General features: G+C 66.7%; 14 protein-coding genes and 2 tRNA genes. 12 read left to right on the top strand and 4 right to left on the bottom strand.

The window, feature by feature from the left end:
- The first annotated feature begins 28 nt into the window (after positions 1–28).
- The 4 genes from xth to ACFSNB_RS09705 all read left to right on the top strand — a co-directional run bounded on the left by xth (position 29) and on the right by ACFSNB_RS09705 (position 2,248).
- A complete protein-coding gene (gene xth / locus ACFSNB_RS09720; RefSeq protein ID WP_377315980.1) occupies positions 29–820 on the top strand; it encodes an exodeoxyribonuclease III in 792 nt (263 codons plus the stop codon).
- Positions 821–899: 79 nt separating this feature from the next.
- The gene (locus ACFSNB_RS09715) at positions 900–1,415 is read left to right on the top strand and encodes a GIY-YIG nuclease family protein (RefSeq protein ID WP_377315979.1); all 516 of its coding nucleotides are present in this window, start codon (positions 900–902) and stop codon (positions 1,413–1,415) included.
- A 229-nt stretch (positions 1,416–1,644) separates the two neighbouring features.
- Positions 1,645–1,845 carry a type II toxin-antitoxin system HicA family toxin gene (locus ACFSNB_RS09710; RefSeq protein WP_377315978.1) on the top strand — a complete coding sequence of 67 codons (201 nt, stop codon included), beginning with the start codon at positions 1,645–1,647 and terminating at the stop codon, positions 1,843–1,845.
- A 10-nt stretch (positions 1,846–1,855) separates the two neighbouring features.
- Positions 1,856–2,248: a type II toxin-antitoxin system HicB family antitoxin gene (locus ACFSNB_RS09705; RefSeq protein ID WP_377315977.1), complete on the top strand. Its 393-nt coding sequence runs from the start codon at positions 1,856–1,858 to the stop codon at positions 2,246–2,248.
- A gap of 119 nt (positions 2,249–2,367) precedes the next feature.
- On the opposite strand, the gene ACFSNB_RS09700 is transcribed toward ACFSNB_RS09705, so the two are convergent.
- Positions 2,368–2,444 (bottom strand) — tRNA-Met (locus ACFSNB_RS09700).
- Between the two features lie 153 nt (positions 2,445–2,597).
- On the opposite strand from ACFSNB_RS09700, the gene purE reads away from it, so the two are divergent.
- From purE to ACFSNB_RS09685, 3 genes are all read left to right on the top strand, one after another.
- Positions 2,598–3,119, top strand: a complete 522-nt coding sequence (purE, locus tag ACFSNB_RS09695) for a 5-(carboxyamino)imidazole ribonucleotide mutase (RefSeq protein ID WP_377315976.1) — start codon at positions 2,598–2,600, stop codon at positions 3,117–3,119.
- Positions 3,116–4,243 carry a 5-(carboxyamino)imidazole ribonucleotide synthase gene (locus tag ACFSNB_RS09690; protein WP_377315975.1) on the top strand — a complete coding sequence of 376 codons (1,128 nt, stop codon included), beginning with the start codon at positions 3,116–3,118 and terminating at the stop codon, positions 4,241–4,243. The genes purE and ACFSNB_RS09690 overlap by 4 nt, the downstream gene beginning before the upstream one ends.
- A gap of 93 nt (positions 4,244–4,336) precedes the next feature.
- The gene (locus tag ACFSNB_RS09685; protein ID WP_377315974.1) at positions 4,337–4,960 is read left to right on the top strand and encodes a DedA family protein; all 624 of its coding nucleotides are present in this window, start codon (positions 4,337–4,339) and stop codon (positions 4,958–4,960) included.
- A gap of 100 nt (positions 4,961–5,060) precedes the next feature.
- On the opposite strand, the gene ACFSNB_RS09680 is transcribed toward ACFSNB_RS09685, so the two are convergent.
- On the bottom strand, positions 5,061–6,077 hold the full coding sequence (locus ACFSNB_RS09680) for an NAD(P)/FAD-dependent oxidoreductase (RefSeq protein ID WP_377315973.1): 1,017 nt from the start codon (positions 6,075–6,077) through the stop codon (positions 5,061–5,063).
- Positions 6,078–6,216: 139 nt separating this feature from the next.
- Between ACFSNB_RS09680 and ACFSNB_RS09675 the strand changes: the two genes are divergently transcribed.
- From ACFSNB_RS09675 to ACFSNB_RS09660, 4 genes are all read left to right on the top strand, one after another.
- Positions 6,217–6,293: transfer RNA gene (locus ACFSNB_RS09675), tRNA-Arg, on the top strand.
- Positions 6,294–6,382: 89 nt separating this feature from the next.
- Positions 6,383–6,604 (top strand): hypothetical protein, encoded by a 222-nt coding sequence (locus tag ACFSNB_RS09670; RefSeq protein WP_377315972.1) that lies wholly within the window; start codon positions 6,383–6,385, stop codon positions 6,602–6,604.
- A gap of 505 nt (positions 6,605–7,109) precedes the next feature.
- Positions 7,110–7,406, top strand: coding sequence for a DUF4258 domain-containing protein (locus tag ACFSNB_RS09665; RefSeq protein ID WP_377315971.1), 297 nt, complete (start codon positions 7,110–7,112; stop codon positions 7,404–7,406).
- Entirely contained in the window at positions 7,403–7,858 is a 456-nt protein-coding gene (locus ACFSNB_RS09660; RefSeq protein WP_377315970.1) for a helix-turn-helix domain-containing protein, read from the top strand. The genes ACFSNB_RS09665 and ACFSNB_RS09660 overlap by 4 nt, the downstream gene beginning before the upstream one ends.
- Positions 7,859–8,271: 413 nt before the next feature.
- Here ACFSNB_RS09660 and ACFSNB_RS09655 read toward each other — a convergent pair whose 3' ends face one another.
- Complete coding sequence (locus ACFSNB_RS09655; RefSeq protein WP_377315969.1) at positions 8,272–10,389, bottom strand: bacteriohemerythrin; 2,118 nt, start codon at positions 10,387–10,389, stop codon at positions 8,272–8,274.
- Between the two features lie 337 nt (positions 10,390–10,726).
- Here ACFSNB_RS09655 and ACFSNB_RS09650 point away from each other — a divergent pair, with 337 nt between their 5' ends.
- On the top strand, positions 10,727–11,038 hold the full coding sequence (locus ACFSNB_RS09650; protein ID WP_377315968.1) for a hypothetical protein: 312 nt from the start codon (positions 10,727–10,729) through the stop codon (positions 11,036–11,038).
- 77 nt (positions 11,039–11,115) lie between these two features.
- Here ACFSNB_RS09650 and ACFSNB_RS09645 read toward each other — a convergent pair whose 3' ends face one another.
- Positions 11,116–13,005: a PhoX family protein gene (locus ACFSNB_RS09645; protein WP_377315967.1), complete on the bottom strand. Its 1,890-nt coding sequence runs from the start codon at positions 13,003–13,005 to the stop codon at positions 11,116–11,118.
- Position 13,006: the final 1 nt, after the last annotated feature.

Here is a 13,006-nt window from a genome sequence, read left to right as displayed (position 1 = left end):
ACTGTCCACTCACGGAGGGAGTCGCCCGGTGCGCGTGGTGACCTGGAACGTCAATTCGCTGCGGCTGCGGCTCGATCTGGTCGAGCGGCTGGTGGCCGAGCTGCGCCCCGATCTGCTGTGCCTGCAGGAGATCAAGGTGACGGACGCGCTGTTCCCGCTCGAGTCCTGCCGCGCCCTCGGCTTCGACCATGTCGCCTTCCACGGGATGAAGAGCTACAACGGGGTCGCCCTGCTGTCGCGCCGGCCGCTCGCCAACATCCGCACCCATTCCTGGTGCGGCAAGGACGACCGCCGCCACCTCAGCGCCGAGCTGGAGGACGGCACCGCGGTGCATTGCCTCTATGTCCCGGCCGGCGGCGACGTGCCCGATCCCGACACCAATCCCAAATTCGCCCACAAGCTCGGTTTCCTGCGCGAACTGACCGAATGGGCGGCGACCGAACTGCGCCCCGACGCCCGGGCGATCCTGGCCGGCGACTTCAACATCGCCCCGCTCGAAAACGACGTCTGGTCGCACCGGCAATTGCTCGACGTGGTCAGCCACACCCCGGTCGAGGTCGAGGCGCTGACCCGGTTGCAGGCGACGGTGCCGCTGATCGACGCGGTGCGCCACTTCGTGCCGGAGACGGAGAAGCTCTATACGTGGTGGAGCTACCGCTCGCCCGACTGGACCCGCAACGATCGCGGCCGCCGGCTCGACCATATCTGGGTCACCCCGGCGCTGCGCGACCGCCTGCGCGGCGCCCTGGTCGCCCGCGAGGCCCGCGCCTGGCCGCAGCCGTCCGATCACGTCCCGGTGCTGGTCGATCTCGATCTGTAAGTGTCGGCAGGACGGAAGACCGAGTGGCGGGCTCCGCGCCGCCATCGGATACGCATGTGCCAAGGGAACCAAAGACAACATGGAGCTGTACCAGATCACCTTGACCTGTGGGGCCTGCGACGCCGAGACCAAGGGCGTGCTCTCACCCCATGTCAGGGAGCTTCAATGCGCAAATTGCGGTGCGCCGGTAGCGAAGATCAAGCCGTTCGAAGGCGTGGTCTACGTCATGTCCAATCCCAACATCCCCGGCTTCGTGAAGGTCGGCATGACCACCAAGGATGTTTACGAGCGCGCCAAGCAATTAAGCCAGACCGGGGTCCCTGGCTCGTACCAAGTCGATGCCGTCTTCCCCTCCCACCGCCCGAAAAACGATGAAGCCAAGGCTCACGCCAAGCTGGCGCGCTTCAAGGCGAACAAGGAACATTTCAGCCTGAGCACGGCGGTCGCCATCGTGAAAGTCCGATCCGCGCTCGGAGGCCGCGAGCCCGCCTTCATCCGCGAGATTTGGCGCGACGAGGTCGCCGAAATGGTCGAGAAGAACCGCGTCGAAACCCTGCTCAAGCTCGGCAAGGCTCCGGCCGAAGAGGCAAGCTGACCCGCGCCCACCTCCAGGGTCTGAGGCCCCTCGGCCCCCCGGGGGGGCCGACCGACGGCACGGTGGTGGAGGTGTTCGCGGGTGATCGTCAGCGACATTTCCGCGCGCCATATCCCGGCGATCCGGTCCAGGATCGAGGCCGTCCCGGCCCATTTCTACACATTAAAGACACATAGCCCCGTGACACGCCCCACTTTATGTGTATAAAATACACACAAAGTGGGGCGAAATGGTCAAGAGCATCAGCAGTCGGGACGCGATCAAGGCCCTTGAGGCGGATGGGTGGCGTCTGGTCAATGTCGAGGGGTCACACCATCAGTTCAAGCACCCGACCAAGCCGGGCCGGGTCACGGTCAAGCACCCCGAGAAGGATATGAAGACCGGCACCCTCAAGAGCATCGAGCGCCAGTCCGGCCTCAAGATCAGGTAAGGAGCAGACGATGGCGATCCGTTATTACCCGGCAATCATCGAACGAGGCGAAGGGCCGGGCTTCGGGGTGTTCTTCCCCGACCTGCCCGGTTGCACCAGCGCGGGCGAGACGATCGAGGCGGCCGCCCGCTCGGCCGAGGAAGCCCTGGGCCTCCACCTGCGCGGCATGATCGAAGACGGGGATCCGCTGCCCGATCCGACCCCGCTGGACCGGATCGAGCCCGATCCCGAGATCGACGAAGCCTGCCGGGTGCTGGTCCGGGCGGATCTTCCCGGCAAGACGATCCGGTTCAACGCCACGATGGACGAGGGCCTGTTGAGCCGGATCGATGCCGCCGCGCGCGCGGAAGGCATGAGCCGGTCCGGCTTTCTGGCGGTCGCGGCCCGGGAGAAGCTGGGCTGATCAGCCCGTCGCCGCCGCCATCGCGCCGTTGTTGGACGGAACAGTCCCCAATAGGGGCGACGCGCTGCCCCAAAAACGATCAACGGCCTAGCAGTGAACTGCTAAGCCGTTGATTTCATTGGTAGCGGAGGAGGGACTTGAACCCCCGACACGCGGATTATGATTCCGCTGCTCTAACCAGCTGAGCTACTCCGCCCCAGCAGGAGGCCGAGCTTATACCGGCCCGGCCGACGGGCTGTCAAGAGCCTGTGTGCGCCCTGTTTGCCCCTTCCGAGAATACGGGCTTGCACGAAGGCTGTCGATCCCTATAATCCCGCCCTTTCTCCCTTCTCGGCGAGGCAGCCGCATTATGGACGACAGGTCGAGCCCGGTGGTCGGCATCATCATGGGCAGTCAGTCCGACTGGGAAACCATGCGCCATGCCGCCGTCACTCTCAGCGAACTCGGGATCCCCTACGAGACCCGCATCGTTTCCGCCCACCGCACCCCGGCCCGGCTGGTCGAGTACGCCAGCACCGCCCGGAGCCGTGGCCTCAAGGTGATCGTCGCCGGCGCCGGCGGCGCCGCCCATCTGCCCGGGATGACCGCGTCGATGACCCCGCTGCCGGTGTTCGGCGTCCCGGTCGAAAGCCGCGCCCTCAAGGGCCTCGATTCGCTGCTGTCGATCGTGCAGATGCCCGGCGGGATTCCGGTCGGCACCGTGGCGATCGGCAAGGCCGGCGCGATCAACGCCGCCCTGCTCGCCGCCGCCGTGATCGCGCTGGGCGACGACCGGGTGGCCGAGGCGCTCGATGGGTGGCGCGCCCGCCAGACCGACGCGGTCTCCCCCGCTCCGGTCGATCCCGAAAATCCGCAGCTGGTCCGGCCGTGACCTCCGCGCCGTTCCGTCTCGCCCCCGGCGGCACCGTCGGTATCGTCGGCGGCGGGCAGCTCGGGCGGATGGCGGCGCTGGCCGCCGCCCGGCTCGGCTACCGCGTCCACATCTTCAGCCCCGAGCCCGACAGCCCGGCGGCCCAGGTCGCCGCCGCCGCCACCGTCGCCGCCTACACCGACCCCGCCGCGCTGGAATCCTTCGCCCGCGCGGTTGACGTGGTCACCTTCGAATTCGAGAACATCCCGGCCGACAGCGTGCGCCGGCTGGCCGAGATCGTCCCGGTGCGGCCGTCCTGGACCGTGCTGGAAACCGCCCAGGACCGCATCGTCGAAAAGCGCTTCTTCAACGGCATCGGCATCGCCACCGCGCCGTGGCGGGCGGTGGACGGCGTCGCCGCACTCGAGGCCGCGCTGGCCGAGATCGGCCGCCCCGCCGTGCTGAAGACGGCGCGGATGGGCTATGACGGCAAGGGACAGGTACGGATCGACGCCGACACCGACGCGGCGGCGGCCTGGGCCGCGCTGGGCAAGGCGCCCGGCGGCGCGGCGGGCAGCGCGATCCTCGAAGGCTTCATCGATTTCCAGGGCGAGATCTCGGTGGTGATTGCCCGGGGCGGCGACGGCGCCTGGGCGGCGTTCGACCCGGCCTGGAACGTCCACCGCCACCACATCCTGCACACCTCGACCGTGCCGGCGCCGATCCCGGCCGCCACCGCCACCGCCGCGATCGACATCGCCCGCCGCGCCGCCGAGGCGCTCGACGTGATCGGCCTGCTCGCGGTCGAGATGTTCGTCACCCCGGACGGGCTGCTGGTCAACGAGATGGCGCCCCGGCCGCACAATTCCGGCCACTGGACCATCGACGCCTGCCTGACCGACCAGTTCGAGCAGTTCATCCGCGCCGTGTGCGGGCTGCCGCTGGGCAGTCCCCGCCGTCATTCCGATGCGGTGATGACCAATCTGATCGGCGACGAGGCCGCTGACTGGCTCGACCTCTTGCGCGATCCCGAGGCCCACCTACATCTGTATGGCAAGGCCGAAGCCCGGCCCGGTCGCAAGATGGGGCACGTCACCCGGTTGCACCGCCCGGGCGGCGGTTTCGATGAAGCGACGATGATTTAACGATAAGGTTTCGATTTCGACGTTGACGCCCTGGCTCTGTTGCCGGATTTTTGCAGTCAGACGTTCGGTTCGGCCCTATCTCCGGGAGCCCCCTTGGAAGATCTCATCATCCACATCCTCAGGGAATACGGCTTCCTTCTCTATTTGTTCATCGCCGCGTGGACGTTCGTTGAAGGGGAAACCGTCGTCCTGGTGACGGGAATACTCGCCTCCGAAGGCCGGTTTGCCATCAATGTCGAGGTTCTCGCCGCCGCCGCCTGGGCCGGCAGCTTTCTCGGCGACCAGCTCTATTTCTATATCGGCCGCCAGTTCGGCACACCATTGCTGAAGCGATGGCCCCGGCTTACCGGACGGATCGATTGGGCGTTCGAGGCGCTGAAACGATCCCCGGCGGTGTTCATCCTGACCTTCCGCTGGATCTACGGGGTGCGCAACGTCGCCCCCTTCATCGTCGGCATCGCCGGGGTGCCCCGGTTCAAGTATCTGGTGCTCAACCTGATCGCCGCCGGCCTGTGGGCCCACTGTTTCGCCTGGGGCGGCTATTTCATGGGCCGCAAGCTCGAGGAATGGCTGGGCGACAGCAAATGGTACGTGCTGGCCGGCTTCATCCTCTGCCTGTTCAGCTTCGCGATCTACAGCGCCTATGCCGGCCACCGCCGCGCCAGCGCCCGGGCCGCCAGCGCCGAACCGAGCGCCCCCGACGCCTCCGCCGACTGAGCGGCGGACGCCCGCCCGGGCCCGGTCAATTCGGCGGGCTGCCGCCCGCGCCCGCTTGGGGAGCAAGGCTCCCCAAGCCCCTCATGCTTTCATCGATAAATCAAAGCGGCCCCGGCACGCCGGCGGTGGTCGAATGGACGAAATGCAGCGCCTCGCCGGGATGGACCACGGCGAAGGCCGAGGTAGCGGCGCGGGCCGCCTCGGCGAAGCCGGTGAGAATCAGCCGCAGCTTGCCGGGATAGGTGCAGATGTCGCCGCAGGCGAAGATGCCGGGGCGCGAGCAGGCCCCGCTGGCCGGGTCGATCACCACCGCGTTGCCCTCCATCGTCAGCCCCCAGCCGGCGATCGGGCCGATCTCGCCGAGCAGGCCGAAGAAGGCCAGCAGCACGTCGGCCGGCAGGCGGCGGGGGACCCCGTCGAGATCGGCCACCACCACCGCGTCGAGCCGGCCGTCCTGGCCTTCGAGTCCGTGCAACTGGGCGGGAGCCACCAGTTCGACCGCGCCCTCGGCGGCAAGGCGGCGCAGGGTGGCCTCGGCCACCGGAGCGGCGCGGAACCGCTCGCGCCGATGCACCACGCTGACCCGGGCGGCGATCTCGGCCAGGGAAATCGCCCAATCGACCGCAGCATCGCCGCCGCCAGCGATCACCACCCGCTGGCCGCGCAGGGCCTCGCGGCGGGGCACGCTGTAGAACACGCTCGTGCCCTCGAATTGATCGAGATCGGGCAGCGGCGGCCGCTTGGGGGCAAAGGCGCCGCCACCCGAGGCCAGGATCACCGCCCGGCACAGCAGCACGGTGCCGTCGCTAAGCCCGATCCGCCAGCGCCCGTCGGACTCGGGATCGAGCGCGGTGGCGGTGACGCCGAAATGATAGACCGGAGCGAACGGGGCGGCCTGGGCCACCAGCCGCTCGACCAGATCGGCGGCGAGGATGGAGGGATGGCCGGGGCAGTCGTAGATCGGCTTTTCCGGATAAAGCGCGGTGAGCTGGCCGCCGGGGTGAGGCAGGGCGTCGATGACGGCACAGCGGACCTTGACCATGCCGCATTGGAACACGGCAAACAGCCCGACCGGGCCGGCGCCCACCACCACCGCATCGGTTTCGATCACCGTCATCCCCGCCGCCTCTTTCGTGTTGTCATGAGGTCGAGATGGGCCCGCCGCCCGGCACGGGCAAGAGCGGCCGGGGGCGACGATTTTGTGCCTTGCATCCCGGCCCCTCCTGACATATGTTGACGGCCCTCGCTTCGGCATTGCACCCGTAGCTCAGCTGGATAGAGTACCGCCCTCCGAAGGCGGGGGTCACAGGTTCGAATCCTGTCGGGTGCGCCAACCTCTCTTCATCCCCTAGGATTTCCGCCAAAGCCAGCGTTTCTGCGGCTTTCGGCTTTCTCGATTGGGCTACAATCGAGGGCATGGACATGCCTCCCGACCTGAAGCGCGACGGAAATTACCTCTACTTCCAGAAGCGCGTTCCCACCGACATCGTGCGACAGATCCCGCCCGAGATCCGCAAGGAGCGGCTCGGCACGGCTGGGCAGATCGTGAAGGTCTATCTGGGTTCCGATCCCAAGGCCGCGAAGCAACAGGTTCCGTCCGAGCTATCGAAAGTGCCAAGATGCTCCCCCATAACGGCAACCTGACAACCCATTTCGCCGATTCTTTCGCAATCGCGCTGACGAACAGGTCAGCCTTTTCAGCCATATATTTGCCAAGTTTGTCTCTAAGTGCGGTGAGGCGGCCGACAGTTTTCTCAGCGATGATAGAAATGTTTTCTGGCTCTGGCGGCTGTTCCCTCAGTCCGGCAGCGGCAGCGAATCTCCGCCGCCGCGCGTCGCGTTTTGCAGGTGCCGGCGATGGTGCGGGCGCTGCTGCCCGCGCTGCTGCCGGTGCTGTTGGTGGCGTTGTGGCTGTTCCGCTATTAAACCCGTGGCCTTAACGACGCGCCGTCATCGGTATCCCGTCGGTCATGTCGCACGGATCGGGTGCATCATCACCGCACGCGGCGAATGCGGTGATGGTATAGCCGCCTGACCATGCCTCGGGCCTGTCCAGCTTGAACTGTCCATTCCCGTCTATCCCCGTCCTTGACCGTCCATCCCGACCTATCATATTGATAGGGGCATGGTTGGACGGCTGGCATCCCTCATGACCCCGAAACAGGCCGAAGCCGCCATCCGGGCCTTGGCCCTGACATCGGAACGGGTCGTTATCACCGATCATGCGGCCGAGCGCATGGAACAGCGCGGTTTCGACACCACCGACCTGTTCCGGGTTCTGACCAAGGGGAGCGTTTTTCAGGCTCCAGCCTTGACGGAGCATGGGGATTGGAAATGCAAGGTGGTGATGCGCTTGCGGGGAACCCGTGATGCCGGGGTGGTGACCGTGATTGCCCGTGGCAACACCCTCGTCATCGTCACCATGGAATGGGAAGACGTGAGATGAACGCGGAACCGGGGCTCTACCACTACACGCTGTGCGGGCTGGACGATGTCTATCTCGTCAACGGCTTCACCCGTCACGACACCCCCTATGGCTCCGGCGTTTCGATCGAGGATGTCGCCGGCCTGCACCGGGTCATTGCCGAGGACATCATCCGCCGCCGCGCCCGCCTCGACGGCGCGGAGGTTCGGTTCCTCCGCAAGGAACTGGACCTGTCCCAGAGCGGCCTTGCCGCCCTGCTGGGCGTGGATGCGCAGACGGTCGCGCGGTGGGAGAAGGGGCAAACCGACGTACCGGGCCCGGCCGATCGCCTGATCCGCATTCTGTACCGCGAGCAGGCCAGCGGCAATTCCGACGTGCGGGGCCTCATTGACGCCATGGCCGACCTTGATGAAATTGAGCATCGACGCCGCTGCTTCGAGGAAACCGCCGAAGGCTGGCGCACCGCCGCCTGACCATCCCTCCCGCGCGTTGGGGCGTACCGCAGCGGATCAAGGCGGTGACCACGCGAGACGGGTGAGGTTCCTCCCCTCCACGCCCACGGGACAACGCTGATCTTGCACCCTGTTGGCACCAAATGCGATGGTGTTCCCGAGGCCCCGAGCCTTCTGGACCGCAGGGATGTTGACCCTCGCCGCTCTGGAAGCGCCGGCTCGGGTCGAACCGGCGGGCGCAGTTCACCGCCTGGAACAAGGCGACGCCCGCGCGGCTATTCTGGGCTGACAATTGAAGCAGGTCCAGGAGCCGCTGGCTCCTGGCGGGTGTGGGCAGAGCCCACCTTGATCCAGCGGATCATCATCCCCCCGGACAGGATGACGATGGCGCCGCAGGTCGGCAGGGGGGACGGGTCCCCGCCCCCCCTGCCCGGTCAGGCGGCCCGCGCCGTCTTCTTCAGGTAGGCGGCGAAGGCCGCATCTTCGCCCCGAACATGGTCGGTCAGCCAGGAGGCGAGGTAATCAAACAGCTTGCCGGGCGCCTCGGGCCGGTTCGCCTCGATGTCGCCCCGCAGCTCGGCGGCGCGGTGGAGGAAGGTTTCGTGGCTCCGGCGATGGCTCGCCGCATCCGGATAGCCACGCTGGGACATCTCCGTCTCTTCTTCGCTGAAGTGCTGTTGCAGCGCTCCCGACAGCTTTTCCACCATCCGCGCCGAGGCGACCGCGCCCTGACCCGACATCATCAGTTTGTAGGCGTCGTTGATCATGCGGAACATCTCCTTGTGGTGGAGATCGACCGAGGCGACGCCGAAGGTCAGGGTCTCGTCCCACAGCAGCAGATCGCCTTCCGCGCCGTCCGCCCGGACCTGAACCAGGAAGCGGCCGACTTCCTCGCCCAGGATTTCCGCCTGCCGGGACAGGTTTCCCGACGCGGTATTTATCCGCGCGGCGGCGGTTCCGGTCTCCTTGGCCGCTTTCTCGACGCTGACGATGTTGACCGAGACGTCCGAGGTGCCGGCGGAGGCCTGTTCGACATTGCGGGCGATTTCCCCGGTGGCGGCGGTCTGCTGCTGCACCGCCGCCGAAACGGCGGCGCTGATTTCGCTCATCTCCGCGATCACCGCCGCGATGCCGTTGATCGCCATCACCGCCGAGCTGGTGCCCTTCTGCACCGCCTGGATCTGGGCGGCGATCTCGCTGGTCGCCCGCGCGGTCTGGTTGGCCAGATTCTTGACCTCGCCCGCCACCACCGAAAAGCCCTTGCCGGCATCGCCGGCGCGCGCGGCCTCGATCGTCGCGTTGAGCGCCAGCAGATTGGTCTGCGAGGCGATGTCGTTGATCAGGGTGACGATGTCGCCGATTTTCGAGACCTTTTCCGACAGTTCCTGCACATGGGAGGTGGTGTCGGCCGCTTCGGTCTGGGCCCGCACCGACACCGACTGGGAGCGCTCGACCTGATGGGCGATCTCCTTGATCGAGCAGGCCAGCTGCTCGGTCGCGGACGCCACCGTCTGCACATTGACCGAGGCCTGCTGGGCGGCCGAGGAGACGGCGGTGGCCTGGGCACTGGTCCGGGTCGCGGTGCCGGACATCTGTTCGGACGCCGCCTGCAATTCGTCCGCCGCCGCGGTCACGGTGCCGACGATCGTGCCGACGCTGCCTTCGAACAGATCGGCCATCTTGCGCATCGCCGCCAGCCGGTCGGCGTCGGCCCGCCGCTTCTGCTCCTTCTGCTCCGTTTCCATCTTGCGGGTGCGGATCAGGGTCTCCTTGAACACCTGCATCGTGTTGGCGATCAGCCCGATTTCGTCCCGGCGCCCCACGCCGTAGAGATCGACGTCGGTATTGCCGTCCGACAGGGCCTTGAGCCCCTGCACCGCCCGGCCGATCGGTTTCGAGATGCCGAAATTGCCGATCAGATAGCCGATGATCACCCCCGCGATCACCCCCACCAGCGAGGCAAGAATCATGAAAACCATCTTCTCCTTGGATAATTCCATGCCGCGTCTGGCAATATTTGTCCCGGATACATCGAAATAACTTTCGACGACATTTATGGATTCCTGAAGACGATCAACGATGGCGCGGCTGCGAGCAACGGATTTCACGATTTCCTGCTGTGTGGCATCCATTTTGGCGCCGACACTGTTTTTTTGGATCGTCGAGATGTTTTCATTAAGCTGAGACTGATATGCCGCATAGTCAGCCTCAAGTTTATTGAGGGCCTCCAGACCACGATCGTCGGCACTTGATTTCAAATCGCGGATTATCGCCTCGGCGACACTGCTTCTTTCTTGATTCACCTTGATAATTTTAGCGATAAGCTCGGGAGTAGGGTCCATTGCCGCCCGGTATTCGGTTCGGTTGATGGAGAGGATTGCGGCATTGAGCCGGGCCGCCTTCAGCGCCAGGCCATCGGCGGCATCGATTTCCTGCCCGGAAATCGCCAGATGATTGACGTTGGTGACGCCGAGATAGCCGACGATCCCGGTGATGACGGCCATCACCGTGACCAGAACCATGATCTTGAGCAGGATCGAGATGTTCTGCATTGCCTTCTCCACCTGACCCGGGTTGACACGTCCTCCCTCTTTTCCTCCCTCTTTCCCTGTCGCGCGCGATGACAGGGCCGTTCCGTGCAAGATCCCGATCTTGCCCGCGTGATCGAACAGCAGAATCGTTTTTGGCCATGGCGCGGCACGAGGGTATTTGCCGGCATACCATGAACGTCATGGTAGATGGATTCGAGGCAGATCTAAAGAGATATTTCCCCCATGACCATCGCCATGCCCCGGCCACCCTTCCCGCATCTCGGGCGGTGAAATTCCCCCGGCGGCGATTCGGTGGCAGAATCACCCAATTGAGCCGGAACGACAGAGGGAGGACGCGGTGCTGTTTCTCGAAGCGACGACGCGGGCCGAGTTCCACGCCGCGGTCAGCGCGCTGTCCCAGGCGATCGCCACCGCCGGAGGCTGGGTGGTCAGCCACCAGTTCTTCGCGCAGGCCCGCGCGGTGATCGGCTGCGAGTGCCCCGGGACGGCCCTGGCCGGGATGGCCGCCGCCCTTGAGGCCGCCGGGATCACCCTGCATCCGCCGGAAGTCGGCTGGCCGGACGACGCGCGCGACCTGCGGATGCAGATCGCGCTCAGTTTCGTCGCGGCGAGGGCCGATTTTCGCCGCGCGGTCCCCGCTTTCGGCTGATACCACCCGGCCAATGATACCGGCCGCCAGATGGATCAGTGCAAAGGGCGGCCGGGATGAGGGGCGGGGGCGTCCCCTCAACCGATCGGCTTGCCGTCCTGGCGGCGGATCGCCACCACCGCCGGGCGTGGCGGCATGTCGTCGCGGAAATCCGGCCAGCGGGTGGTTGGGGCGTCGAAGGTCGAATCCTCGCCCGGATGCTGCACCGCCGCGAACAGGGTGGTGCCGTCGGGGGTGAAGCAGGGGCCGCACATCTCGGCATCCTGCGGCACGGCGTAGAAGAACTTGACCAGCCCCCGGCCCGGCCCTTCCAGATCGCAGGCATACAGCCCGTCGGGGATGCCGTTGCGTCCCTGCGACGAGCCCTGGTCGGTGGCGATCCACAGCCGGCCCTGGCGGTCGAAGGTGATGTTGTCGGGGCAGGACAGCCACTGGCCGTACTCCCGCGTCTGCGGGTGATAACGCGCACCGTCCTTGTCTTCGCCGGCCAGCAGCAGCACCGACCAGCTGAAGCGTTCGGCGTCGTGGCGGGCGTGTCCGGGCTGGCCGGACCCCGGCGGAACCAGTTCGAGGATGTGGCCGTGGCGGTTGTCGGCGCGCGGGTTGGCGTGGTTGAGCTTGTCGGCCGGGCGCTTGGTGTTGTTGGTCAGCACCATGTAGACCTTGCCGGTGGTCGGGCTGGCCTCGACGTCCTCCGGCCGGTCCATCGGGGTCGCCCCGACCAGATCGGCGGCGCGGCGGGCCTCGATCACCACGTCGGCCTGGGTGTGGAAGCCGTTGGCCGGGGTCAGCGGCCCCTGGCCGAATACCAGCGGCAGCCAGACCAGCCCACCGGCATCGTCGAAACGGGCCACCGACAGGGTGCCCTCGTCGAGCAGATCGAAATTGGCCTGGCGCCGGCTCGGGTCGAACCGGCGCGCGGCGACGAAGCGGTAGAGATATTCGAACGCCTCGTCGTCGCCGGTATAGACCACCACCTTGCGGTCGGGGGTGACCACCACGGTGGCGGCCTCGTGCTTGAAACGGCCGAGCGCGGTGCGCTTGACCGGGACGAAGGTCGGGTCGTAGGGATCGATTTCGACCACCCAGCCGAACCGGTTGGGCTCGTTCGGCTCCTTCTCGACGTCGAAGCGGTCATGGAAGCGCGCCCAGGCGTAGCGGCTTTTGCCCTTGAGCCCCAGCCGGGCGTAATTGGCCGCCTCGGCGGTCTTTTTGGGGTCGCCCGAGAAATAGGTGTCGAAATTCTCCTCGGCGATCAGCACCGTCCCCCACGGGGTGACGCCGCCCGAGCAATTGTTGAGGGTGCCGACCACCGTGCGTCCCTCGGGATCGGCGGCGGTGCGCAGGCGGGGATGGCCGGCGGCGGGGCCGGACAGCCGGATCGCGGTCGACAGCGCCGACAGGCGGCGGTTGAACGGGCTGGCCTCGACCACCCGCCAGGCCTCGCCGTCGCGGCGGATCTCGACGATGCCATGGCCGTGGGCGGCGATCTCGGCATCGACCTGGGCCCGGGTCATCGTCTCCAGCTTGGTCTTGATCGTCAGGCCCGGGAACATCAGTTCGGGGTTGGTGTATTCGAAATTGGCGCAGAGCAGGCCGTGGTCCGAGGTCTGCGACCCCACCGGCAGCGGCAGGAAGGCGAGGAAATCGTTGTTGTAGCCGAACCGCTTCTCCTGCCCGGCGGCATCGGGGATGTGCGGGTCGAACGGGGCCAGACCGGGCTCGATCGGGTCGCCCCAGCGGATCAGCACCTGGGCGACGTGGCCGGGCGACACCCCCTGATCGGGGCCGATGACGTGGGGCGGCTGGGCGAAGCGGAGGGTCGAGGGATCGCCGCCGGCGGCCAGCGCCGCACCGGGGAAGGCGGCCAGCGCGCTGGTGGCGAGCAGGCCGCGTATCATCGCGCGCCGCGACAGGCGGGTGGCGATCAACGCCGACAGGGCAGGAGAGGTCGAACGGGCGGGCATC

Origin of the sequence: Phaeospirillum tilakii (assembly GCF_042683125.1) — a bacterium.
GTDB lineage: Bacteria > Pseudomonadota > Alphaproteobacteria > Rhodospirillales > Magnetospirillaceae > Phaeospirillum > Phaeospirillum tilakii.
The sequence above is the reverse complement of the archived record's forward strand: the minus strand, read 5'-3'. Positions and strand labels throughout refer to the sequence as shown.

Excerpts from the sequence above, each read along its gene's own strand:
- purE (WP_377315976.1), top strand. The coding sequence starts at position 2,598 with ATGGACGACAGGTCGAGCCCGGTGGTCGGCATCATCATGGGCAGTCAG.
- ACFSNB_RS09680 (WP_377315973.1), bottom strand. The coding sequence starts at position 6,077 with ATGACGGTGATCGAAACCGATGCGGTGGTGGTGGGCGCCGGCCCGGTC.
- ACFSNB_RS09715 (WP_377315979.1), top strand. The coding sequence starts at position 900 with ATGGAGCTGTACCAGATCACCTTGACCTGTGGGGCCTGCGACGCCGAG.
- ACFSNB_RS09655 (WP_377315969.1), bottom strand. The coding sequence starts at position 10,389 with ATGCAGAACATCTCGATCCTGCTCAAGATCATGGTTCTGGTCACGGTG.
- ACFSNB_RS09705 (WP_377315977.1), top strand. The coding sequence starts at position 1,856 with ATGGCGATCCGTTATTACCCGGCAATCATCGAACGAGGCGAAGGGCCG.
- ACFSNB_RS09660 (WP_377315970.1), top strand. The coding sequence starts at position 7,403 with ATGAACGCGGAACCGGGGCTCTACCACTACACGCTGTGCGGGCTGGAC.
- ACFSNB_RS09645 (WP_377315967.1), bottom strand. The coding sequence starts at position 13,005 with ATGCCCGCCCGTTCGACCTCTCCTGCCCTGTCGGCGTTGATCGCCACC.
- ACFSNB_RS09710 (WP_377315978.1), top strand. The coding sequence starts at position 1,645 with ATGGTCAAGAGCATCAGCAGTCGGGACGCGATCAAGGCCCTTGAGGCG.
- ACFSNB_RS09670 (WP_377315972.1), top strand. The coding sequence starts at position 6,383 with ATGCCTCCCGACCTGAAGCGCGACGGAAATTACCTCTACTTCCAGAAG.
- ACFSNB_RS09665 (WP_377315971.1), top strand. The coding sequence starts at position 7,110 with ATGACCCCGAAACAGGCCGAAGCCGCCATCCGGGCCTTGGCCCTGACA.